We start from the raw sequence: 21,534 nt of genomic DNA, 5'->3' as shown, positions 1-21,534 counted from the left end.
GCCGACTGGCGCCGAGCGTGAACCCAGTTTCACGTTCGGCCACCAACGTGAACCCAGCTTCACGCTCGGCGGCTAGAGCACCAGCAGCATCCGGGTGTTGCCCAAAATGTTGGGCTTGACGTAGCTCAAGTCGAGGAATTCCGCGACACCGATGTCATACGAGCGGCACATCTCCTCGTAGACCTCGGCGGTCACTGGCGTGCCGTCGATCTCGGCGAATCCGTGCCGGGAAAAGAACTCCGTCTCGAAAGTCAACACGAACAGCCGCTGCAATTGCAGGTCGCGGGCCACCTCGAGCAGCCGGTCGACGATCGCGTGGCCGATACCCCGGCCGGTCATGCTCGGGTCGACCGCGACCGTGCGCACCTCGCCGAGGTCCGACCACAACACGTGCAGCGCTCCGCAGCCGACTACCTGGTCCTCGTGTTCGGCCACCCAGAACTCCTGGACAGCCTCGTAGAGCGTCACCAGGTTTTTTTCCAGCAAGATCTTGCCGGCGTAGGTGTCGACGAGTCGCTTGATGGCCGGGACATCGGAGGTCCGCGCACGCCGGACGGCTGGCCGGTAGGCGCGTGGACCCCCCACTGCGTTCACGGGTGCAGAGTATCGGTTTCGGCCCATCCCAGGGGCAACCGATATTCTGATGCCGTGACGGGGCAGCCTCAAACCGGTCCGATGGTCCGGCGTGTGCGCGTCACCAACCTCGCCAACATGCTCACGCTGCTGCGTCTGGTATTGGTTCCGGTCTTCCTGTTGGCGCTATTCGCCGGGGAGGGGCACGAAACCCCCAGCCGCATCGTGGCTTTCGTGATTTTCGCGGTAGCGGTCATCACGGATCGGTTCGACGGCGCGCTGGCCCGCAACTACGGGATGGTGACCGAATTCGGGACGATGGCCGACCCGATTGCCGACAAAACCCTCATCGGCGCGGCGCTGATCGGGCTGGCGATGCTCGGCGATCTGCCCTGGTGGGTCACCGTGCTGATCTTGGTGCGCGAGGTCGGCATCACCGTGCTGCGGTTCGCCGTGCTGCGCCGCGGCGTCATTCCCGCCAGTCGCGGCGGCAAACTCAAGACGCTCGTGCAGGCGGTGGCGATCGGGTTGTTCGTGTTGCCGTTGTCCGGATCATGGCAGGTCTTGGCGACGGTGGTGATGGCGATCGCCATCGTGCTGACCGTGGTCACCGGTGTGGACTACATCGCTTCCGCCCTACGAGATGTTCGGGGCCGGCCGCCAGCGCCCTGACGCAAAAGGGCTGTGTCCGGGGAACCAATGCCCACCCGCGTCACGTTGACCTAGATGACCAGTGTCAATCAGCGTGACCGGACCAAGGAGTGCACAATGTCGTCATTGTTGCGTGAGGTCATCGGCGACGTGCTGCGTCGGGCCCGGACTTCACAAGGCCGCACCCTGCGCGAAGTCTCCGATGCCGCTCGGGTCAGCTTGGGATATCTCTCCGAGGTCGAGCGCGGCCGCAAAGAAGCGTCCAGTGAATTGCTGAGCGCCATCTGCGATGCGCTGGAGGTGTCGTTGTCCGACCTGCTCGTCGACGCCGGTGAGCGACTGGCCCGCCAAGAGCGCGCCACGTCGGGCACGTCGAGCGCCGCCAACATCGATGCCGACACAAAGGTCGTCATTCCGCCGGTGGTCTCGCTGGCTATCGCCTGAGCGCGGTCGGCGCGGGCCGCTTCAGCGGCGACATTGTCGAGCGGCTGCGCGCCAAGGGTGTGGCCATCGACGCCAAACCGATAAATTGAGCAGCAGGGCAAGCGCACCAGCCCCATCCGGCAGTCACGAAAGAAGGCGGAGCTAGACAGATGGCCAATCCGTTCGTCAAAGCGTGGAAGTACGTGATGGCGCTGTTCAACGCGAAGATCGACGAGCACGCCGACCCGAAAGTCCAGATCCAGCAGGCCATCGAGGAGGCACAGCGCACCCATCAGGCGCTGACTCAGCAGGCCGCCCAAGTGATCGGCAATCAGCGCCAGCTCGAGATGCGGCTCAACCGGCAGCTGGCCGACATCGAAAAACTTCAGGTCAACGTGCGCCAGGCGCTGACGCTGGCCGACCAGGCCACCGCTGCCGGAGACGCCGCCAAGGCCACCGAGTACAACAACGCCGCCGAGGCGTTCGCGGCGCAGCTGGTGACTGCCGAGCAGAGTGTCGAAGACCTCAAAGGCCTGCATGACCAGGCCCTGCAGGCCGCCGCGCAAGCCAAAAAGGCCGTCGAGCAAAACGCGATGGTGCTGCAGCAGAAGATCGCCGAGCGCACCAAGCTGCTCAGCCAGCTCGAACAAGCCAAGATGCAGGAGCAGGTCAGCGCGTCGCTGCGGTCAATGAGCGAACTCGCCGCGCCCGGCAACACGCCCAGCCTCGACGAGGTCCGCGACAAGATCGAACGTCGCTACGCCAACGCGCTGGGCGCCGCCGAACTCGCGCAGAACTCGGTGCAGGGCCGCATGCTCGAGGTCGAGCAGGCCGGCGTGCAGATGGCCGGGCATTCCCGGCTGGAGCAGATCCGCGCGTCGATGCGTGGCGAGGCGTTGCCGGCCGGCGGCAATGCGGCCAGTCCGGGCACACCGGCGGCCGCTGCCGACCCGACCGCTGCTGAGAAGCCGCTCGGTCAGCAGTAACCGGGACGGTCGACATGGCGGTGAAATCGGGTCAACGCGTAACGGCTACCGGTCAGTGGCGAACGCTGGTGCAGCGGGGTCTGGACACTGCCGGCGAGCTTTCCGATCTGGTCATGCGCAAGATCAGCGCGGTCACCGACCCGCGGGCGCGACTGCTGCGTCGCCGGCGACGGGCGTTGCGCTGGGGGCTGATCTTCAGCGCCGGCTGCCTGTTCTGGGGCGTGGTGACGGCGCTGTTGGCGGCGTGGGGTTGGTTCACGTTGCTGCTGGTGATCACCGGCTCGATTGCGGTCGCGCAGGCGATTCCGGCGACGCTGCTGCTGCTTCGCTACCGATGGCTGCGCGTGGTGCCGCTGCCGGTGCAGCGGCCCGGCAGCACGCGCCGGTTACCGCCGCCGGGCTCTGCCGCCCGATCGGCAATGTTCGCCCTCGGCGCTTCCGAACGTGGCTTCTTCTCGCTGTTGGGCGTGATGGAGCGGGGCAACATGTTGCCGCCCGACGAGATCCGCGAGCTGACTACCGCGGCCAACCAGACCGCGGCGGCCATGGCGGCGACGGCCGCGGAGGTGGTGTCGATGGAGCGGGCGGCGCAGTACACGCCGCAGTCACGCTCATATCTGGTGCCCACCATTAACGCGTTCACCGCTCAGTTAGGCACCGGTGTGCGTCAGTACAACGAAATGGTCACCGCCGCAGCACAATTGGTGTCGGCCGCGAACGGTGATGCCGCGGCACCGTCGCCGTTGTCCCGCCAGCATTATCGCGAAGAACTGGTCGGAGCAACAGACCGGCTGGTCGGCTGGGCGCAGGCGTTCGACGAACTCGGCGGGTTGCCGCGGGCTTAGATGTCGTGGCTGCGATGCGGCGCTGACTCGGGTCGCGGGCCGTAGCGCTCGACGTAGGCCCGGTGGATGTGGGCGTCGCGTTGGCGGGCCCGTTCGTCGACCAGGTCGGGATCGAGATTGTGCATGCGCAGCATGTGACGACGCCACACCTTGTTCAGCGCATGCGAGAAATACACGAACGGAATGAGGATCGGCAGCGTCATGCCCGCATGCACATAGAGCGTCGTCGGGATCAGCCAGAACGGGGCGAGCACCAGCACCGCCGGAACGGCGACCCGGATCATCATCCGGGCGGTGGCACCCTTGCCGGCCAAGTCGTTGCGCACCCAATCCCGCATCGAACTGGGCAGCGGGTGGCCATAGCAGTAACGGATGTACTGAATAGCGTTGGGGCGTTCGCGCATCGGACTCGTGCCTAGAACGACGCCTTCAATGACGGCAGCGCCAGGGCCGCGAGACCACGAACCGTCGCTTTCAGCATGTCGTAGAAGTCGAAGTAGTCGCGCCACAAGGTGATTTGCCCGTCGTGGACTTCGAACACGCCGCAGACCCAGAACTGCAGGCGCAGCGGGCCGAAGATCAGCGCATCGCTGCGCTCGGTGAGCACGGCGGCACCGTCGGCGGCGATGCGATGAATCTTCACTTCGAACGCGGTGCTGCCGCCCTCCATCCGCCGGAACAGCTTCATCGCCCGGCGGCGCCCGTGGATGGTCGGTAGCCCGACGTTCTGGTAGACCAGGTCGTCGGCCAAGGCGGCCTCAGCGGTGTCGAAGTCCTCGTCCTGCAACGCGTTCAGGAATGTCTCGACCGTCCGGGTGTTTTCGATGGTCTGCTCGGTCATGGTCACCAGCCTAGATGCGGCCGTTGTGGCAGGGTAGGCCCGTGCGCGTCGCCGTGGTCGCCGGGCCGGATCCCGGGCACTCGTTTCCCGCGATCGCGCTGTGCCAGCGGTTCGCGGCGGCGGGCGACACCCCGACTCTGCTCACCGGCACCGAATGGCTCGAGGACGCGCGTGCCGCCGGCGTCGACGCCGTCGAGTTGGCCGGGCTCGATCCGACCGCGGCCGACGACGACCGCGACGCCGGCGCCAAGATCCACCAGCGGGCAGCGCGGATGGCCGTGCTCAATATCCCGCAGCTGCAGGACTTAGCGCCGGATCTGGTGGTGTCCGACGTCATCACGGCGTGTGGCGGCATGGCCGCTGAGTTGATGGGAATCCCGTGGATCGAACTCAACCCACATCCGCTGTACCTGCCGTCTAAGGGGTTGCCTCCGCTGGGAAGCGGCCTTGCGCCCGGCATCGGGATTCGCGGTCGGCTGCGCGACGCGGTGATGCGGGCGCTGACCGCCCGGTCCTGGCGCGAAGGGCTGCGCCAGCGGGCGGCGGTGCGCGTCGAGATCGGTCTGCCGGCCCGCGACCCGGGCCCGTTGCGGCGGCTAATCGCGACGCTGCCCGCATTGGAGGTGCCCCGGCCGGACTGGCCGGCCGAAGCCGTCGTGGTGGGGCCACTGCACTTCGAACCGACCCAGCACGTGTTGCCTATCCCGCCCGGTTCCGGACCGGTGGTGGTGGTGGCGCCGTCGACGGCGCTGACTGGAACACAGGGAATGGCCCAGACGGCCCTGGGCTGCCTGGTGCCCGGCAAGCAGCTGCCGGCCGGGGCACGCATCGTTGTCTCGAGGCTGAACGGTCCCGAGCTGGCTGCTCCGCCGTACGCCGTGGTGGGGCTGGGCCGTCAGGACGAGCTGTTGGCGCACGCCGACGTGGTGATCTGCGGCGGCGGGCATGGGATGGTGGCCAAGACGCTGCTGGCCGGTGTGCCGCTGGTGGTGGTCCCAGGCGGTGGTGACCAGTGGGAGATGGCCAACCGGGTGGTGCGGCAGGGCAGCGGGCGGTTGATCCGGCCGCTGACCGCCGATGCGCTGGTTGCTGCGGTTGGCGACGTGTTGTCCACCCCGAGCTACCGCGACGCGGCCCGTCGGGCGGCAGCCAGCATCGCCGACGTGGTCGATCCGGTGCGGGTATGCCACGAAGCGCTGGCACACGCTGGGTAAGTTGGACGTCGTGCGTCTCACGGAGTTCAACGAGCTGGTCACGATGCGGTTCGGTGTCACCTACGGTGCTTCGGTGCTGGCCGACCATGTGTTGAGCGGGTTCGACGGACGCACCGCCGCCCAAGCGATCGAAGACGGCGTAGATCCACGCGACGTGTGGCGGGCGCTGTGCGTGGACTTCGACGTGCCCCGCGAACAGTGGTGAGTCTTTCGCGGCTGTAGCCACTGCGCTGAGACTGCATCCAGAACCTGAACGCACACCAGCGACCAGTCAAAACGCTATCGCCATCATGCGATCACCGGAGGCCTGAGAAGTTCCTTTACGGGTACCACGGGACGCCGCCGCACCCGCGCATCAGGTCGATTTCGTGCATCGGCGCTGCAAGAGAAGCGGTTAGGATGTCCTGGTCAACCAGGGGAGGTGGGCGTGTTCGAACCGTTGGAAGTTGACCCAGTTGATCTGCGCATCTCGGCCAATCACATGAGCGTGCATCACAACAATCTGCGGGCCGCTCATGCGACTGCCGATAGCGACATCGAAGGCGCGCAAGTCGGGTGGGTCGGCGCCTCGGTCGCCGCGCTGCGAGCCAAACTCGCCGAATGGCAATCCACCACCGAGCAATTGTGTGGCAGCATCGCCGATCACGAGCAGGCCTTTCGGGTCGCCGGCAGTCAGTACCGGGCTGTGGACGGCCAGAGCGCAGACAACATCAACGACCAAACCTGATGGCGGTCAGCCTCGCCGATGTCGACCGTTGGGACGTAGGCTTGATTCGCCAGGTGTCTACGGCGCTGGGGAAACGTGGCGGCAGTGCTAACGAGGTCAAAACCGGACTGAGCCGGTTGCCCTTGATCGCCAGCTGGCAGGGCACCGCCGGTGACGCCGCCAAAGCATCATTGGACAAGCTGAGCACACATCTGGCGGCGCACGCCGACGAAATGCAGGCCGTCGGTACCGCAATCAGCAAATCGGCCGACGAAATTCAAAACGTCAAAGACGCCTTGAGCAGTATCGACCGCGACGCCCACACCTGGGGGTTCACGATCGACCGCGCCACCGGCACGGTCACTCCCAGCGATGGGCTCGACATGGACCATCCGTCAAACCAACAGCATCAGGTCGAACTTGAAGCGCGGATCAAGAAAGTTCTTGTCGACGGCAATACCGCCGACGCCGATCTGGCCCGCGCGATCACCACGGCCGGCCATGACGCGACCGGCCAGCCCGACCGAACCATCCAAGCGGTCGATTTCCGCCAAAGCGGTCCGCCACACGTCGATCCGCTTGAAGAGATCCTGAAGACGTACCAGGTATCCGAAGATCCCGACGGCGAACTCGATTGGGAGCCGCCGTGGCCGCTCAGCTTGGCCACCGACCCGGTGCATGTGACCGCGCGCGAGGCGCGCATGCTCGGGAAGCTCTCACCGTTTGCGCTGCGGGATCTGAACCAAATCAAAGAAGCCGCCGCAGTCGAGGCCAAGGTGCGTTTCCCGCCCCAGAATGGTCCCAACGACACAGCCGACAACCACACCGACGCCTTCCGGCACGCATACTGGAACGCCCTGATGACGCAACGATTCGGCGAGAACTGGACCCGCGACTTCACGACCGCTCACGAACGACTGCCCAACAATCCCGCCACCGCCGAGGCGATGGATCTGTACAACAACGAAGTCGGACGAAAAATCGCAGCAGCTAACCCACACGCCACTCCGGCGCAGCTAGCCGACCTAGTCCAACAAGCTGTCAACAGAGGCGACACCGTCGTCATCGCGCCTGGCGGCGAGAAGCTGGCCTGGAGCGACACCATTCCCTGGGGCGACGCAGGCACGACGACGAAAGCGTCGGTACCCGGCCAGGCGCCAATAGCGACCGGTGCCGGACCCGGTGGAAGCTATGACCCTGGCCAACCCGGCGGCTACGGAACATCGGCAGGAGGATACTGACCGTGGCGACCAGTGCAACGCCGATACGCACTGCGCTCAGTCTGATATTGCTGTGCTTCTTGACGGCCAGCTGTGGGCTAACGAGGCAATCGATGGACATCGACTACAACGATCAACGACTCAACGACGGCTTGGAAAGCCTTCTACATCAAGAGAAGTCGGGCAGACTCAGCGACTTCACCACGTGGCGCTGGGACGAGGTGCACCTGTTCCATGAATACACCGACCGGGAGTTCATCGAGAAAACCGTAGGCGCACCGGTGATCCGCGCAAACTTCTTTGAATCCAAGGCCAGCCTGTTGGTCTTCGAGGACCACGGAAAGCCTGTCAAGGCCGTCGGCGTCAGCGGTGACTACTTGCGCGGGGAGGACAATCGCGTGAGCTGGCCCGCCGATGTGATGCTGCAACCGTGGGGCGCGGGCTTTCTGCAGCTGACATTGCCATCGGCTAGAGGGTAGATTTGCCAAAGTCCTCACCAAGCTAACGTTGGCCGTCCGGTCAACCGGCCGGCCTAAGCTCGTGCGGCCGAGAAACGCATCCGCAACTGGGGGTGTGAGAATTTTTTTACTGGCTCCGAGCTGAACTGACCAGGTCAAGAAGGATGCGACTGATGAACTTATATACGGGCCCCCGTTGGCGCCTGAAAGCATCAAATGGTCCCATCAAATGGTTCATTGATTAGAAGCCAGCACTGTACGCCCTTCAAAAACTGTGCCGGGTGAGTCTGCTTGGCGGAGCGTCCGCACGTCCTTGACAACTGCTCAATTGGCTGCGCTCGGCGCGCCTCCTTGCTCTCGAACACACGTTCGTTACTGTGGTGAGCGTTCGACGACGAGGACTTGTCGGTGGGCTGTTCTAGCGTCACGGCCAACTGACCAAGACCGGTCAACCGAACACCGACTACACCGAGAGGTAGCACCATGGCGCAAATCCCTGACCGCGAGAAAGCCCTCGACTTGGCGATGGCCCAGATCGAGAAGAATTACGGCAAAGGATCGGTGATGCGCCTCGGGGACGAGGTGCGTCAGCCGATATCGGTCATCCCGACCGGGTCGATCGCGCTGGACGTTGCGCTGGGCATCGGCGGCCTACCGCGTGGCCGCGTCGTCGAGATCTATGGCCCGGAGTCCTCGGGTAAGACCACCGTTGCTCTGCACGCGGTGGCCAACGCCCAGGCCGCCGGCGGTATCGCGGCATTCATCGACGCCGAGCACGCGCTGGACCCCGAGTACGCCAAGAAGTTGGGGGTGGACACCGATTCGCTGCTGGTATCCCAGCCCGACACCGGTGAGCAGGCACTCGAGATCGCCGACATGCTGATCCGCTCCGGCGCACTGGACATCCTGGTCATCGACTCGGTGGCCGCGCTGGTGCCACGGGCGGAGATCGAAGGCGAGATGGGGGACAGCCACGTCGGCTTGCAGGCTCGGCTGATGAGCCAGGCGTTGCGGAAAATGACTGGCGCACTCAACAATTCGGGCACCACCGCGATCTTCATCAACCAGCTGCGGGAGAAGATCGGTGTGATGTTCGGCAGTCCCGAAACGACCACGGGCGGAAAGGCTTTGAAGTTCTACGCCTCAGTTCGCATGGACGTCAGACGAATCGAGACACTCAAGGACGGCACCGACGCGGTGGGCAACCGCACCCGGGTCAAGGTCGTCAAGAACAAGGTGTCACCGCCGTTCAAGCAGGCGGAGTTCGACATCCTCTACGGCAAGGGCATCAGCCGGGAAGGCTCGCTGATCGACATGGGTGTGGATCAGGGCTTCATCCGTAAGTCCGGCTCCTGGTTCACCTATGAGGGCGAGCAACTAGGCCAGGGCAAGGAGAATGCCCGCAATTTCCTGCTGGAGAACACCGACGTGGCTGCCGAGATCGAGAAGAAGATCAAGGAAAAGCTCGGTATCGGCGCCGTGGTGACCGATGACGACGTCCTGCCCGCCCCCGTCGACTTCTGACGGGGCGCCGGCCCGCGAAGAGCAGGCGCGGGCGCTGTGCCTGCGCCTGCTCACCGCGAGGTCACGCACACGGGCCGAACTCGAGGGTCAGCTGGCCAAGCGGGGATACCCCGACGACGTGAGCACCACGGTTCTGGACCGGCTGGCCGCTGTCGGCTTGGTCGACGACGCCGATTTCGCCGAACAGTGGGTGCACTCCCGTCGGGCGAACGCGGGAAAAGGCAAGCGGGCGTTGGCGGCGGAGTTGCGCACCAAAGGTGTCGACAATGACGTGATCACCGCGGTGCTCAGCGATATCGATGCCGGCGCCGAGCGGGACAGGGCCGAACAGCTTGTGCGTGCGAGGCTGCGTCGGGAAAACCTCGACGACGATGCCCGGGTCAGCCGCAGGCTCGTCGGGATGCTGGCGCGCCGCGGGTACAGCCAGACCATGGCTTACGACGTGGTCACTACCGAGTTGGCCGCCGAAAGAGAGCGTCGACGCGTCTAGCCAGCGGATCGGCACCGTCCGGCGGCCGTCATGGGGCGACCTGTGCTAGTCGCCGTACCATGGCTCCGTGACTTCGACGCTGGCACCACGCACGGGGCGGACCTATCAGGTCCGCACCTACGGGTGCCAGATGAACGTCCACGACTCGGAGCGGTTGGCGGGCCTGCTGGAGGCGGCCGGCTACCAGCGGGCCCCGGAGGACAGCGACGCCGACGTGGTGGTCTTCAACACCTGCGCGGTGCGGGAAAACGCCGACAACAAGCTGTACGGCAACCTCAGCCACCTTGCCCCGAACAAGCGCAGCAACCCGGATATGCAGATCGCGGTCGGCGGCTGCCTGGCCCAGAAGGACCGGGACACGGTGCTCCGCAAGGCGCCGTGGGTCGACGTCGTCTTCGGCACCCACAACATCGGGTCCCTGCCTACGTTGCTGGACCGGGCCCGCCATAACCGCGTCGCCCAGGTGGAAATCGCCGAGGCGTTGCAGGAGTTTCCGTCCAACCTGCCGACGGCCCGCGAATCCGCCTATGCGGCTTGGGTTTCCATCTCGGTGGGGTGCAACAACAGTTGCACGTTCTGCATCGTGCCGTCGCTGCGCGGCAAGGAAGTTGACCGCAGCCCCCACGACATTTTGGCGGAGGTGCGCTCGCTGGTCGCCGACGGCGTGCTGGAAATCACCCTGCTGGGCCAGAACGTCAATGCCTACGGGGTGTCGTTCGCTGATCCGGCCATGCCCCGCGACCGCGGCGCCTTCGCGCAGTTGTTGCGCGCATGCGGAGACATCGACGGGCTGGAACGGGTGCGGTTCACCTCGCCGCACCCGGCCGAGTTCACCGACGACGTCATCGAGGCGATGGCGCAGACCCCGAACGTCTGCCCGGCCCTGCACATGCCGCTGCAGTCCGGCTCCGACCGGGTCCTGCGTTCGATGCGGCGCTCCTACCGGGCGCAGCGCTATCTGGGCATCATCGAGCGGGTTCGGGCGGCCATGCCGCACGCGGCCATCACCACCGACCTGATCGTCGGCTTCCCCGGCGAAACCGAAGAGGACTTCACCGCCACGCTCGACGTGGTGCGGCAGGCCCGGTTCTCGGCGGCGTTCACCTTCCAGTACTCCAAACGCCCCGGCACCCCGGCCGCTGAGCTCGACGGCCAGCTGCCCAAAGCCGTGGTGCAGGAGCGCTATGAGCGGCTCGTCGAGCTGCAGGAGCAGATCTCGCTGGAGGAAAATCGTGCCCAGATCGGGCGCACCGTCGAGCTGCTCGTCGCCACCGGTGAAGGTCGCAAAGACAGCCGCACCGCCCGGATGAGCGGTCGCGCCCGGGATGGCCGGCTGGTGCATTTTGCGCCCGGAGATCAGCAGGTGCGTCCCGGCGACGTCGTCACCACGGTGGTCACCGACGCCGCACCCCACCACCTGATCGCCGACGGCGACATCCTCACCCACCGCCGCACCCGTGCCGGTGACGCGCAGGCCGCCGGGCAGCGTCCGGGCGGCGTCGGGCTGGGCATGCCCGGCATCGGCCAGTCCGCGCCGGTAGCAACAGGATGCAGCCGATGAGCGAGCACAAGGATTTCGAAGCCTACCGAGCCGATTTGGAGGCCGCCGAACGGCGCATCGCCCACGAGATCGACCCGGGCGCAAGGGCTTTGGTGGTGGCGATCCTGGTGGTTGTCCTGGTGGCGTCGTTCATCCTGCCGCACACCGGCCACGTGCGCGGATGGGACGTGCTGTTCGGTGGCGACGAGGCGGCGGCCGCCGCGGTGGCGCTGCCGTCGCGGCTGTTCGGCTGGCTGGCCCTGGTGTTCGGCGTCGGGTTTTCGATGCTGGCCCTGGTCACCCGGCGCTGGACGCTGGCCTGGATCGCGCTGGCAGGCTCGGCGGTGGCCAGTGCCGTCGGGCTCTTCGCGGTCTGGTCACGCCAAACCGTCGCCGAGGGGTACCCCGGGCCCGGCGTTGGCCTGATCGTCGCGTGGATCACCGTGATGGCACTGACGTTTCACTGGGCCCGGGTGGTGTGGTCTCGCACGATCGTGCAGCTGGCGGCCGAGGAGCAGCGCCGGAGCGCCGCCGCGAGCCAGCAATCCCGGACGCTGCTGGAAACCCTCGACGACGAGAAACCGCCCGAATAAGCGGGCGTGCCTGCAGCCCGCTCTCAGGACTTCAGCGCGTCAGCGGCCGCGTCGGCCCATTGCCGCCACTGCGCGGCGTTCGCCTTGGCCTCGTCGGCCTCCTTGGTGCGGCCCGCCGCCTCGGCCTTTTCCGCCTGACGCTCGAACTGCTCGGCGCGCGCCCGGAACTGCTCGGCACGGTCTTGGGCCTGCGGGTCGGTCCAGTCCGATTCGCCGGCCTCGCGGACCTTCTTCTCGACCGCGCGCAGCCGCCGCTCCAACTCGGCCGACCGCTCCCGCGGCACCCTGCCGATCGCGTCCCACTTCTCGGCGATCGACCGCAGCGCCGCCCGCGCCGCGTCGAGGTTGCTGGTGTCGAGCTTTTCGGCCTCGGCCAGCAGCGCCTCCTTGGCGGTGGCATTGGCCCCCAGCTCCGCGTCGCGTTCGGCTGTGGCCGCATTGCGGGCCTTGAAGAACGTGTCCTGAGCGGCCTTGAACCGGCGCCACAGCGCATCGTCGACGTCGCGGGCGGCGCGACCGACACTCTTCCACTCGGTGAGCAGCTTGCGGAACGCCGCGCTGGTGGCGCTCCATTCCGTCGATCCGGCCAGCTCTTCGGCGCGCTCGCACAGTCGTTCTTTGGCTTCACGGGCCACCGACCGCTCCCGGTCCAGTTCGGCGAAATGCGTGCCGCGCCGCCGGTTGAACGTTTCCCGGGCCGCCGCGTAGCGCTTCCACAACGCGTCGTCGGTTTTGCGGTCCAGACCGCCGATCGTCTTCCATTCCTCGAGGATCCCGCGCAACCGGTCGCCGGCGGCCTTCCAATGCGTCGAATTGGCGGCCAACTCCTCGGCTTCGTCGGCCAGCGCCTCCTTGCGGGCGATCTGGGCAGCGCGATGTTCCTCGCGGCGGGCGCGGTCCGCCGACGCGACGGCCTCGGCATGTTCGCAGATACCGGCCAGCCGGGCCACCAGCGCGTCGACGTCCCCGAGCACGCTCGCTGTCGGCAACGCCTCAGCCAGCGCAGCGGCGTTGGCCTTGATCTTGCGAGCGTCGCCGCTGCCGGACGCCAGTCGCTCCTCCATCAGCGTGACCTCGGTGCTCAGGTCATCGAAGCGCCGGCCGAAATGGGCGAATGCGGCCTCGGTGTCGCCGGCCTGCCAGGAGCCGATGACTCGCTCACCGGCCGCGCTGACCAGCCACACCGTGCCGTCCGGGTCTACTCGCCCGAACCGGTGTGGGTCGCTGGTCGGCGGCGCGACGATCGGCGAGGGTCGCGGTGTCGGCCGGGGACCAGGTCGCGGACCCGGCCGCGGAACCGGTCTGGACTCATTGCTGCGGGACTCTTCCGCCATCACCGTCACCTACCCTTCGCGCGGGGTCGCGCGCACCTGCCGCGCATTGCGGCGCCGACTGCTCCACCTCGAGACTGCCCGTGTCGCTCCACGGGTTCCCAATCAGTATTGAAGCAGCTTGCCAGGCGGCGCGCCCCCACCTTCGCGTTGCCGCCTCAGCGACCACTTCTCGCGGCGGCACGGCACCAGTTGGCAGCCGTCCGCCTTCCGGGCCGGAACGCGGACCGCGTCGTCGTGCTCGGCGATCAGCCCGTCGTGAACCCGGGCTCCGACAGACCCGCGTTTGCATAGCAGATACATAGGCTATGAGAGGTGCGTAATGCCGTACGTTGCGTTGGGGTTCGGCTAATGTTCGCGCGTCGTCCACCGCACTAGAGTGGCGACGAACCGTGAACGAACAGCACGCAGATGTAACGGCTTCCGGGCCGAACGACGGCCAAGGAGGTCTTTGATGTGGAGGGCTGATCTTGCGATCTTCCTCGCACTATGCGCGGCGCTGGCATCCGCGCTCGGTGATGTAATCCGTCAGCGTTCGGCTCAGGAGATCACCGACAAGCAGGTCGGCCACCTCGAGTTGTTCCGCATGTCGTTGCGCGACGTCCGGTGGTGGTTGGGCGGCATGGGTGCGGTTGCCAACTACGCGCTGCAAGCCGGCGCGCTGGCTCTGGCCTCGGTGATGTTGGTGACATCCCTGCAAGTGACGGCTCTGCTGTTCGCGCTACCGATCTACGCGCGCATCACCCACCACCGGGTAACCCGCTGGGAGTGGATGTGGGCGCTGGTGCTGGCGTGCGCGCTGGCCCTGGTCGTCAGCGTCGGCGACCCGACCGCCGGGCATTCACGGGCCTCGTTCGGGACATGGATTGTGGTGGCCATCGTGATGGGCCCGGCGTTGGTGCTGTGTGTGTTGGCGGCGCGGCTCTGGTCGGGCGGTCCGGCGGCGGCGGTGCTGCTGGCAGTGGTGGCAGGTTCGTCGTTGGCGTTGTTTGCGGTGCTGACCAAGGGTGTGGTCGAACTGCTCGAAGGCGGCTTCGGGCCGGTGCTGCGGGCACCCGAGTTCTACGCGTGGATCTTGGCATCGTTGGCCGGGATGATCTTCCAGCAGTCGGCGTTTCGAGCCGGCGCATTGACCGCGTCGTTGCCGACGATCACCGTGGCCAAGCCTGTGGTGGCGTCGGCGCTGGGGGTTTTGGTGCTCGAGGAGCGACTGCAGGTCGACGGGCCGGAGATCTTCGTGCTGATCGCGGCCGTCGCGGTGGTGATCACCGCGACGGTGGCGTTGGCCCGCGGCGAAGCCGCCACCATCGCGTCCGGCGCCGGCCGCGACGTGAAACGCACACACGAGTCGGCGGCGCCCGCATAGCTTTAGGCCCTCCGACGGCTCAGGCGCGGCGCGGACGTTAGTTTGATGGCGTGTTGGGCGCCATCGCGATCGTTCCCTCGGCGCCGGTGCTGGTTCCCGAGCTGGCCGGCGCCGCAGGCGCCGAAGTGGCCGATCTGCGGGCCGCGGTGATCGCCGCTGCCGCCGCGCTGCCGCCGCGCTGGATCGCCGTGGGCGTGGGCGGCGGCGAGGGCGTCATCGACGCATCCAGCGTCGGCACGTTCGCGGGATTCGGCGCCGAGGTGACCGTCCGACTGTCCCCGCATGGCGCCCGCGACCCGGTGGCGCTGCCGCTGTGCGCGTTGTTCACCGGCTGGGTACGGGAGCAAGCACAGCCAGACGCCCACGCCGACGTGCAGGTGTATCGCCCCGATCTCGACGTCGACGCCGCGCTGGCCGTCGGCCGGCGATTGCGGGGCGAGGTCGAAGCGGCGAACGATCCGATCGGCGTCCTCGTTGTTGCCGACGGCGCCAACACCTTGACTGCCGCCGCGCCCGGCGGCTACCGCCCCGACGACGTCGACGTGCAGCGCGTCCTGGACGACGCGCTGGCCGGCGGCGACGTGGCCGCCCTGACCCGCCTGCCCGACCACATCGTGGGGCGGGTGGCATTCCAGGTGCTGGCCGGCCTGGCCGAGCCGGCACCCCGGTCGGCCAAAGAGCTCTACCGCGGAGCGCCCTACGGCGTGGGCTACTTCGCCGGTATCTGGCAGCCGTGAGACCGCTGGCCGTCGTCGGCCCGACCGGCACCGGCAAGTCGCAGCTGGCGCTTGAGGCCGCCGAGCGGCTCGACGGCGAAATCGTGAACGCCGACGCGATGCAGCTCTACCGCGGGATGGACATTGGCACCGCCAAACTTCCCGCCGCCGAGCGTCGGGGCATTCCGCATCACCAGCTCGACGTTCTCGACGTCACCGAGACCGCCACGGTTGCCCGCTACCAGCGCGACGCGGCCGCCGACATCGAAGCGATCACCGCCCGCGGCGCAGTGCCGATCATCGTGGGCGGGTCGATGCTGTACATCCAATCGCTGCTCGACGATTGGTCGTTCCCCGCGACCGACCCGGCGGTTCGGGCCGCCTGGGAGCGCCGGCTCGCCGAGGTGGGGGTGGCGGCGCTGCACGACGAGCTGGCGCACCGCGACCCAGCGGCGGCGTCGTCGATTCTGCCCACCGACGGCCGGCGTATCGTGCGGGCGCTGGAGGTTATCGAGCTCACCGGGCAACCGTTCGCCGCGTCGGCGCCGAGCATCGGCGCGCCCCGCTGGGACACCGTGATCATCGGGTTGGATTGCGACACCGGCGTTCTCGACGAGCGGCTGGCCCGGCGCACCGACACGATGTTTGATTCCGGCCTGGTCGAGGAGGTCATTGCACTGCTCGGAGACGGATTGCGCGACGGCGTCACCGCGTCTCGGGCACTGGGCTATGCGCAGGTGATCGCCGACCTCGAGGCCGGCGGCAACGGCGATGGCGCCCGGGAACCGACGTTCGTTGGCACGCGCCGTTATGTCCGACGCCAGCGATCCTGGTTTCGCCGCGACCATCGCATCCACTGGCTGGACGCGACGGCGGTGGGCATCGCCGACGAGGCAGTGCATGCCTGGCGGTCGAAGGAGCATTGATACGTACAATGATCCTGTACTACTGCAGTACCGATTTTCCGTACAACTAGTGCTAAGGTGATGGACGTGAGCATCAGCGCAAGCGAGGCCAGGCAGCGCCTGTTCCCGCTCTTGGAACAAGTCAACACCGATCACCAGCCGGTGCGCATTACCTCTCGCGCCGGCGATGGGGTGCTCATGTCTGCCGACGACTACGACTCATGGCAAGAAACGGTCTACTTGCTGCGTTCACCGGAGAATGCCAAACGGCTGATGGAAGCCGTTGCCCGTGACAAGGCGGAGCATTCCGAACCCACCATGTCGATCGACAAGCTACGGGAGATGGCCGGCGGCGAGGAGTGAGGAGCGTCCACTTCGATTCCGGCGCCTGGGATGACTTCCTGTTCTGGCTGGCCTCCGACCGCAAGATCGCCCGCCGGATTGTCCGACTGATAGCAGAGATTCAACGAGATCCATTCAGCGGGATCGGCAAACCGGAACCGCTGAAGGGCGAGTTGTCGGGGTACTGGTCGCGCCGCATCGATGACGAACATCGGCTGGTGTATCGAGCTGACGACAGCGAGGTCAAGGTTCTCATGGCGCGCTATCACTACTGATCGAAGGGCGTGGCGGCACGTATCCTGAGCAGGTGATCTTCTCGAAGGGTCACGGCACGCAGAACGATTTCGTGCTGCTGCCCGACCTTGACGCCGAACTGGCGCTGCGCCCTGCAGCGGTGGCTGCGCTGTGCGATCGTCGACGGGGGCTGGGCGCCGACGGGGTATTGCGGGTGAGCACAGCAGGCGCGGTGTTGGCCGCCGGAGCGCTGGAGCGCCTGCCCGACGGAGTCAGCGCCGACGACTGGTACATGGACTACCGCAACGCCGACGGTTCCATTGCCGAGATGTGCGGCAACGGCGTGCGGGTGTTCGCGCACTATCTGCGGACCAGCGGCCTGGAGTCGCGCGACGAGTTCGTCGTCGGGTCGCTGGCCGGCCCGCGGCCCGTCGTGCTGCACGGGTGCGACGCCACCCACGCCGACGTCACCGTCGACATGGGCAAGGCCAACCGGCTCGGGACGGGGGAGGCGGTCGTGGGAGGCCGCCGGTTCGCCGGCATCGCCGTCGACGTCGGCAACCCGCATCTGGCGTGCGTCGAGCCGCAACTGACCGCCGAGACGCTGGCGGCGCTGGATGTCGCCGCGCCGGTGACCTTCGACGACGCGCAGTTCCCGGACGGGGTCAACATCGAAGTGCTCACCGCGCCCGCGGACGGCGCGGTCAGCATGCGGGTGCACGAGCGGGGTGTCGGTGAAACCCGCTCCTGCGGCACCGGCACCGTTGCGGCCGCGGTCGCCGGGCTGGCCCACGCCGGGACGGCCAGCGGCTCCCTGACCGTGCGGGTGCCCGGCGGCGACGTCGTCGTCACGATCACCGAAGCCACCAGCTACCTGCGCGGGCCCTCGGTTCTGGTGGCCCAGGGCGAAATCAGCGAGGAATGGTGGCAGGCCGCGCAGCGTTAATTCGGATGCACGTCGCCGCTTCGACGTGCACCATGTGTTATTGCCTATGACATCTCCTGACGAATTCACTCCCAGCACCGGCGAATTGGCGCTCGACGACCGTTCGGCTCTGCGCCGCGTCGCCGGGCTGTCCACCGAACTCGCCGACGTCTCCGAGGTCGAGTATCGCCAGCTACGCCTCGAGCGCGTCGTGCTGGTCGGCGTGTGGACCGAAGGCAGCGCCGCCGACGCCGAAGCCAGCCTCGCCGAGCTGGCTGCGCTCGCCGAAACGGCGGGCTCGCAGGTGCTCGACGGGATGATCCAGCGCCGCGACAAGCCCGACGCCTCGACCTACATCGGCTCGGGCAAGGCGCAAGAGCTGCGCGAGGTGGTGCTGGCCACCGGCGCCGACACCGTCATCTGCGACGGCGAGCTGTCCCCGGCGCAGCTGACCGCCCTGGAGAAGGCCGTCAAGGTCAAGGTCGTCGACCGCACCGCGCTGATCCTGGACATCTTCGCCCAACACGCCACCAGCCGAGAAGGCAAGGCGCAGGTAGCCCTGGCCCAAATGGAATACATGCTGCCGCGACTGCGCGGCTGGGGTGAGTCGATGTCGCGGCAGGCCGGTGGCCGCGCCGGCGGCAGCGGCGGCGGGGTGGGTCTGCGCGGTCCCGGTGAAACCAAGATCGAGACCGACCGGCGTCGTATCCGCGAACGAATGTCCAAACTGCGCCGCGACATCAAAGCGATGAAGCAGGTTCGCGACACCCAGCGCAGTCGCCGGCTGCACAGCGACGTTCCGTCCGTCGCGATCGTCGGCTACACCAACGCCGGCAAGTCGAGTCTGCTCAACGCACTGACCGGCGCCGGCGTGTTGGTGCAGGACGCACTGTTCGCCACCCTCGAACCCACCGCCCGCCGTGGAGAATTCGAGGACGGCCGGACGTATGTCGTCAGCGACACCGTCGGCTTCGTTCGGCACCTGCCCACCCAGCTGGTCGAGGCGTTCCGCTCGACGCTGGAAGAGGTGGTCGACGCCGATCTGCTGGTCCATGTGGTCGACGGTTCCGACGTCAACCCGCTGGCCCAAATCAGCGCGGTGCGCCACGTGATCTCCGAGGTGATCGCCGACCATGACGGCCGTCCGGCACCCGAACTGCTGGTGGTCAACAAGGTCGACGCCGCAGGCGATTTGGCGCTGGCCAAGCTGCGCCGCGCGCTGCCCGGAGCGATGTTCGTCTCCGCCCGCAGCGGCGAAGGTGTCGACGCGCTGCGGCGGCGGATGGCCGAATTGGCGGCCCCGATCGACACGGCCGTCGACGTCGTAATCCCTTACGACCGTGGCGATCTGGTGGCCCGGCTACACGACGAGGGCAGGGTGCAGCAAGCCGAACACAACGCAGAGGGCACCCGGATCAAGGCGCGGGTGCCGGTGGCCTTGGCCGCCAGCGTGCGTGAGTTTTCGACGACCTGAACACGAGGGTTGTTTCGTTCGTACGCTATGCTTGCCGGGAACGTTGGCGTCACGAGGAATGATGCCAAGACGTCGTGGAACGCTTTCTCCATCGGCTGCATGCCGATTCAGGTGACCAGTGCATCCCGCACAAGCTCTTCTCGCGGCGATCGATTTTGCCGACCGGCAATCTCGCCACCTGCGCGCCAGCGCCGCTTGACGTCGTCGTCGCGGCCGCGCCGCACAACCGATGCCTGAAAGGCACTTTCAATGACAACATCCTTCGCCGACCTTGGCGTGCCCGAACCACTTGCCGGGGCGCTCACCGCCCTGGGCATCACCACGCCCTTCCCGATTCAGGTCAACACCCTTCCCGACACTCTCGAAGGCCGCGACGTGCTGGGACGAGCGAAAACAGGCAGCGGAAAGACGTTGGCCTTTTCGATTCCGCTGGCGACCCGGCTCGCCGACCACACACGGCGCCCGTCGCGGCCGTCGGGCCTGGTCTTGGCGCCGACGCGGGAACTGGCCAGCCAGATCTGCGCGACGCTCGAACCGCTGGCGGCCGTCTATGGGCTAAGAGTCACGCCGATCTTCGGCGGCGTCGCGCAGAGCCGGCAGGTAGCGGCGCTCAACAGCGGTATCGACATCGTGGTGGCCTGCCCCGGTCGGCTCGAAGACTTGATGAAACAGCGTCTGATCAGTCTCGATGCAGTCGAAATCAGCGTGCTCGACGAGGCCGACCACATGGCGGACCTGGGCTTTTTACCAGGGGTCACCCGCATCCTGGCCGCGACGCCGGCCGGCGGTCAGCGGTTGCTGTTCTCCGCGACCCTCGACAACGGTGTCGACAAGCTGGTTCGGCGCTTTCTGCGCAACCCGGTGTCGCATTCCGTCGATGAAGTCAGCGCGCCACCCGCGGCGATGACCCATCACGTGTTCCACGTCGCCGGAACCGAGGCGAAAAAGGAACTGGTGCACCGGTTGGCGTCGGGCACCGGCCGTCGCATTCTGTTCATGCGCACCAAACACCAAGCCCGCAAGCTCGCCAGGCAGCTCACCGAATCTGGGGTGCCGGCGGTCGATCTGCACGGCAACCTCTCTCAGCCGGCACGGGACCGTAACCTCGCCGCGTTCACCGCGGGGGAGGCGCGTGTGCTGGTCGCCACCGACATCGCGGCTCGTGGGGTGCACGTCGACGGCGTCGAACTGGTGGTGCACGTGGATCCGCCGGCGGAACACAAGGCCTACCTGCATCGCTCCGGTCGCACGGCGCGGGCCGGCAGCGCGGGCCAGGTGGTGACCGTCGTATTGCCCGACCAACGCAAAGACACCCGACTTCTGCTGCGCAAGGCCGGAATCACCGTTACGCCCCAAGAAGTGGCGGCCGACTCCGCGTCGGTGCAGACACTCGCCGGCGAGGTTGCACCGTTGCGGCGGCCGGCCCCCAAGGATGCGGCGACCGCGGCTTCACCCACGGGTGGCCGCCAGGGTCGCCGATCCCGGCGGGCTCGAGACCAACGACGCAGCGGTGCAGAACACGGGCATCCCCGGCAGCGCAGTCGCCGCGACGCCAGAGCGGTCCGCCCTCAACACAGCACTCGGTGAGCCTCGCCTATTCGATGTCGTAGAGGTCAGCGTCGGCTGTTTCCATGATCCGTTGCGCCAGCTGCGCTTTCAGCGCATCGAGTCGGTGCTCCTGCTCCGGTGTGCGGTCCGGCTGTCGGGCCAGATCGACGAACTCGTCGGTGACAAACCCATCGCGCAAGAGCAGGGTCACGGTGGTGTCGTTGATGCCGACCTGGAAGACGAAGTCTTCCAACGATCGGCCCCGATCGGGTCTTGCCAGCGTGCGGTCGACGGTGTAGCGCCTGTCGGACACCGCGCGCGTCACCGCCTCGAAACCGTCGCGGGCACCGGGGCCCCGAAACGCCGTGCGGATAACGATCGATCGCCGCTGGGGCGGCGCATCCGGGCACAAGACGGCAAACGCGCGCTGCATGACCTTGAACGCGCTGGCGACACCGGCGGGCGAGTGCGGACCCGCGTAGCGCAGCATGTCGGCGAACGAGAATTCCAGCGTCTGGCCGCGTTCATGCACCGCGATCGTCTCGGCCATAGGCGCCATAGGCCGAGCGTAGGCCGGGGCCGTCCAACCAACCACCCGGTTGGTATATCTTGGGCGGCAGAGTTCCCAT

26 protein-coding genes are annotated in these 21,534 nt (G+C 67.0%); 21 read left to right on the top strand and 5 right to left on the bottom strand.

The features are described 5' to 3' along the window. Positions 1-72: 72 nt before the first annotated feature. Positions 73-585, bottom strand: coding sequence for an amino-acid N-acetyltransferase (locus A5707_RS21020; RefSeq protein WP_232000814.1), 513 nt, complete (start codon positions 583-585; stop codon positions 73-75). 63 nt (positions 586-648) lie between these two features. Between A5707_RS21020 and pgsA the strand changes: the two genes are divergently transcribed. The 4 genes from pgsA to pspM all read left to right on the top strand — a co-directional run bounded on the left by pgsA (position 649) and on the right by pspM (position 3,478). Further along, positions 649-1,245: a CDP-diacylglycerol--glycerol-3-phosphate 3-phosphatidyltransferase gene (gene pgsA, locus A5707_RS21015; RefSeq protein WP_065016351.1), complete on the top strand. Its 597-nt coding sequence runs from the start codon at positions 649-651 to the stop codon at positions 1,243-1,245. A gap of 96 nt (positions 1,246-1,341) precedes the next feature. After that, a complete protein-coding gene (clgR, locus tag A5707_RS21010) occupies positions 1,342-1,668 on the top strand; it encodes a transcriptional regulator ClgR (RefSeq protein ID WP_082969607.1) in 327 nt (108 codons plus the stop codon). Between the two features lie 149 nt (positions 1,669-1,817). Further along, the gene (gene pspA, locus A5707_RS21005) at positions 1,818-2,633 is read left to right on the top strand and encodes a phage shock protein PspA (RefSeq protein WP_065016349.1); all 816 of its coding nucleotides are present in this window, start codon (positions 1,818-1,820) and stop codon (positions 2,631-2,633) included. A gap of 14 nt (positions 2,634-2,647) precedes the next feature. Beyond that, complete coding sequence (pspM, locus tag A5707_RS21000) at positions 2,648-3,478, top strand: phage shock envelope stress response protein PspM (protein WP_065016348.1); 831 nt, start codon at positions 2,648-2,650, stop codon at positions 3,476-3,478. On the opposite strand, the gene A5707_RS20995 is transcribed toward pspM, so the two are convergent. Together A5707_RS20995 and A5707_RS20990 are read right to left on the bottom strand one after the other, a co-directional pair. Beyond that, positions 3,475-3,882, bottom strand: a complete 408-nt coding sequence (locus A5707_RS20995) for a DUF5313 domain-containing protein (RefSeq protein WP_065016347.1) — start codon at positions 3,880-3,882, stop codon at positions 3,475-3,477. The genes pspM and A5707_RS20995 overlap by 4 nt on opposite strands. Before the next feature lie 11 nt (positions 3,883-3,893). Continuing rightward, a complete protein-coding gene (locus A5707_RS20990; protein ID WP_065016415.1) occupies positions 3,894-4,319 on the bottom strand; it encodes a limonene-1,2-epoxide hydrolase in 426 nt (141 codons plus the stop codon). Between the two features lie 41 nt (positions 4,320-4,360). On the opposite strand from A5707_RS20990, the gene A5707_RS20985 reads away from it, so the two are divergent. The 9 genes from A5707_RS20985 to A5707_RS20945 all read left to right on the top strand — a co-directional run bounded on the left by A5707_RS20985 (position 4,361) and on the right by A5707_RS20945 (position 12,064). Beyond that, the gene (locus A5707_RS20985; RefSeq protein ID WP_065016414.1) at positions 4,361-5,533 is read left to right on the top strand and encodes a glycosyltransferase; all 1,173 of its coding nucleotides are present in this window, start codon (positions 4,361-4,363) and stop codon (positions 5,531-5,533) included. 10 nt (positions 5,534-5,543) lie between these two features. Next, positions 5,544-5,738 (top strand): DUF3046 domain-containing protein, encoded by a 195-nt coding sequence (locus A5707_RS20980; protein WP_065016413.1) that lies wholly within the window; start codon positions 5,544-5,546, stop codon positions 5,736-5,738. A gap of 222 nt (positions 5,739-5,960) precedes the next feature. Continuing rightward, complete coding sequence (locus tag A5707_RS20975; protein WP_156658228.1) at positions 5,961-6,260, top strand: WXG100 family type VII secretion target; 300 nt, start codon at positions 5,961-5,963, stop codon at positions 6,258-6,260. Beyond that, positions 6,260-7,480, top strand: coding sequence for a WXG100 family type VII secretion target (locus A5707_RS24670; protein WP_232000806.1), 1,221 nt, complete (start codon positions 6,260-6,262; stop codon positions 7,478-7,480). The genes A5707_RS20975 and A5707_RS24670 overlap by 1 nt, the downstream gene beginning before the upstream one ends. A gap of 92 nt (positions 7,481-7,572) precedes the next feature. Continuing rightward, the gene (locus A5707_RS20965) at positions 7,573-7,938 is read left to right on the top strand and encodes a hypothetical protein (protein ID WP_065016345.1); all 366 of its coding nucleotides are present in this window, start codon (positions 7,573-7,575) and stop codon (positions 7,936-7,938) included. A 462-nt stretch (positions 7,939-8,400) separates the two neighbouring features. Continuing rightward, positions 8,401-9,441: a recombinase RecA gene (recA, locus tag A5707_RS20960; protein WP_065016344.1), complete on the top strand. Its 1,041-nt coding sequence runs from the start codon at positions 8,401-8,403 to the stop codon at positions 9,439-9,441. After that, complete coding sequence (recX, locus tag A5707_RS20955) at positions 9,407-9,931, top strand: recombination regulator RecX (protein ID WP_065016343.1); 525 nt, start codon at positions 9,407-9,409, stop codon at positions 9,929-9,931. The genes recA and recX overlap by 35 nt, the downstream gene beginning before the upstream one ends. A 67-nt stretch (positions 9,932-9,998) precedes the next feature. Further along, positions 9,999-11,492 carry a tRNA (N6-isopentenyl adenosine(37)-C2)-methylthiotransferase MiaB gene (gene miaB / locus A5707_RS20950; protein ID WP_065016342.1) on the top strand — a complete coding sequence of 498 codons (1,494 nt, stop codon included), beginning with the start codon at positions 9,999-10,001 and terminating at the stop codon, positions 11,490-11,492. Continuing rightward, positions 11,480-12,064, top strand: coding sequence for a hypothetical protein (locus A5707_RS20945; RefSeq protein ID WP_065016341.1), 585 nt, complete (start codon positions 11,480-11,482; stop codon positions 12,062-12,064). Before miaB ends, A5707_RS20945 begins: the two co-directional genes overlap by 13 nt. Positions 12,065-12,087: 23 nt before the next feature. Here the strand turns inward: A5707_RS20945 and A5707_RS20940 are convergent, their stop codons facing one another. After that, on the bottom strand, positions 12,088-13,401 hold the full coding sequence (locus A5707_RS20940; protein WP_419866461.1) for a DUF349 domain-containing protein: 1,314 nt from the start codon (positions 13,399-13,401) through the stop codon (positions 12,088-12,090). 448 nt (positions 13,402-13,849) lie between these two features. Between A5707_RS20940 and A5707_RS20930 the strand changes: the two genes are divergently transcribed. The 8 genes from A5707_RS20930 (at position 13,850) to A5707_RS20895 (ending at position 20,944) form a co-directional block, all read left to right on the top strand. Further along, entirely contained in the window at positions 13,850-14,761 is a 912-nt protein-coding gene (locus A5707_RS20930; RefSeq protein ID WP_065016339.1) for a DMT family transporter, read from the top strand. Positions 14,762-14,811: 50 nt separating this feature from the next. Then, positions 14,812-15,498: a hypothetical protein gene (locus A5707_RS20925; protein WP_065016338.1), complete on the top strand. Its 687-nt coding sequence runs from the start codon at positions 14,812-14,814 to the stop codon at positions 15,496-15,498. Next, on the top strand, positions 15,495-16,403 hold the full coding sequence (gene miaA / locus A5707_RS20920; protein WP_065016337.1) for a tRNA (adenosine(37)-N6)-dimethylallyltransferase MiaA: 909 nt from the start codon (positions 15,495-15,497) through the stop codon (positions 16,401-16,403). The genes A5707_RS20925 and miaA overlap by 4 nt, the downstream gene beginning before the upstream one ends. A gap of 66 nt (positions 16,404-16,469) precedes the next feature. After that, complete coding sequence (locus A5707_RS20915; protein WP_065016411.1) at positions 16,470-16,745, top strand: type II toxin-antitoxin system Phd/YefM family antitoxin; 276 nt, start codon at positions 16,470-16,472, stop codon at positions 16,743-16,745. Then, a complete protein-coding gene (locus A5707_RS20910) occupies positions 16,742-16,999 on the top strand; it encodes a Txe/YoeB family addiction module toxin (protein WP_065016336.1) in 258 nt (85 codons plus the stop codon). Before A5707_RS20915 ends, A5707_RS20910 begins: the two co-directional genes overlap by 4 nt. Positions 17,000-17,031: 32 nt before the next feature. Further along, positions 17,032-17,904 carry a diaminopimelate epimerase gene (dapF, locus tag A5707_RS20905; RefSeq protein WP_065016335.1) on the top strand — a complete coding sequence of 291 codons (873 nt, stop codon included), beginning with the start codon at positions 17,032-17,034 and terminating at the stop codon, positions 17,902-17,904. 46 nt (positions 17,905-17,950) lie between these two features. Then, complete coding sequence (gene hflX, locus A5707_RS20900; RefSeq protein WP_065016334.1) at positions 17,951-19,357, top strand: GTPase HflX; 1,407 nt, start codon at positions 17,951-17,953, stop codon at positions 19,355-19,357. Between the two features lie 249 nt (positions 19,358-19,606). Continuing rightward, the gene (locus A5707_RS20895; protein WP_065016333.1) at positions 19,607-20,944 is read left to right on the top strand and encodes a DEAD/DEAH box helicase; all 1,338 of its coding nucleotides are present in this window, start codon (positions 19,607-19,609) and stop codon (positions 20,942-20,944) included. A 7-nt stretch (positions 20,945-20,951) separates the two neighbouring features. On the opposite strand, the gene A5707_RS20890 is transcribed toward A5707_RS20895, so the two are convergent. Beyond that, positions 20,952-21,464, bottom strand: a complete 513-nt coding sequence (locus A5707_RS20890; RefSeq protein WP_331713169.1) for a hypothetical protein — start codon at positions 21,462-21,464, stop codon at positions 20,952-20,954. Positions 21,465-21,534: the final 70 nt, after the last annotated feature.

Source organism: Mycobacterium kyorinense (genome assembly GCF_001672775.1).
GTDB classification, from domain to species: Bacteria; Actinomycetota; Actinomycetes; order Mycobacteriales; family Mycobacteriaceae; genus Mycobacterium; species Mycobacterium kyorinense_A.
The sequence above is the reverse complement of the archived record's forward strand: the minus strand, read 5'-3'. Positions and strand labels throughout refer to the sequence as shown.

Bases quoted from the DNA above. Each gene is read 5' to 3' on its own strand.
- clgR (WP_082969607.1), top strand. From the start codon at position 1,342: ATGTCGTCATTGTTGCGTGAGGTCATCGGCGACGTGCTGCGTCGGGCC.
- pspA (WP_065016349.1), top strand. From the start codon at position 1,818: ATGGCCAATCCGTTCGTCAAAGCGTGGAAGTACGTGATGGCGCTGTTC.
- pspM (WP_065016348.1), top strand. From the start codon at position 2,648: ATGGCGGTGAAATCGGGTCAACGCGTAACGGCTACCGGTCAGTGGCGA.
- A5707_RS20995 (WP_065016347.1), bottom strand. From the start codon at position 3,882: ATGCGCGAACGCCCCAACGCTATTCAGTACATCCGTTACTGCTATGGC.
- A5707_RS20990 (WP_065016415.1), bottom strand. From the start codon at position 4,319: ATGACCGAGCAGACCATCGAAAACACCCGGACGGTCGAGACATTCCTG.
- A5707_RS24670 (WP_232000806.1), top strand. From the start codon at position 6,260: ATGGCGGTCAGCCTCGCCGATGTCGACCGTTGGGACGTAGGCTTGATT.
- A5707_RS20965 (WP_065016345.1), top strand. From the start codon at position 7,573: ATGGACATCGACTACAACGATCAACGACTCAACGACGGCTTGGAAAGC.
- recA (WP_065016344.1), top strand. From the start codon at position 8,401: ATGGCGCAAATCCCTGACCGCGAGAAAGCCCTCGACTTGGCGATGGCC.
- recX (WP_065016343.1), top strand. From the start codon at position 9,407: ATGACGACGTCCTGCCCGCCCCCGTCGACTTCTGACGGGGCGCCGGCC.
- A5707_RS20945 (WP_065016341.1), top strand. From the start codon at position 11,480: ATGCAGCCGATGAGCGAGCACAAGGATTTCGAAGCCTACCGAGCCGAT.
- A5707_RS20930 (WP_065016339.1), top strand. From the start codon at position 13,850: ATGTGGAGGGCTGATCTTGCGATCTTCCTCGCACTATGCGCGGCGCTG.
- hflX (WP_065016334.1), top strand. From the start codon at position 17,951: ATGACATCTCCTGACGAATTCACTCCCAGCACCGGCGAATTGGCGCTC.
- A5707_RS20895 (WP_065016333.1), top strand. From the start codon at position 19,607: ATGACAACATCCTTCGCCGACCTTGGCGTGCCCGAACCACTTGCCGGG.
- A5707_RS20890 (WP_331713169.1), bottom strand. From the start codon at position 21,464: ATGGCGCCTATGGCCGAGACGATCGCGGTGCATGAACGCGGCCAGACG.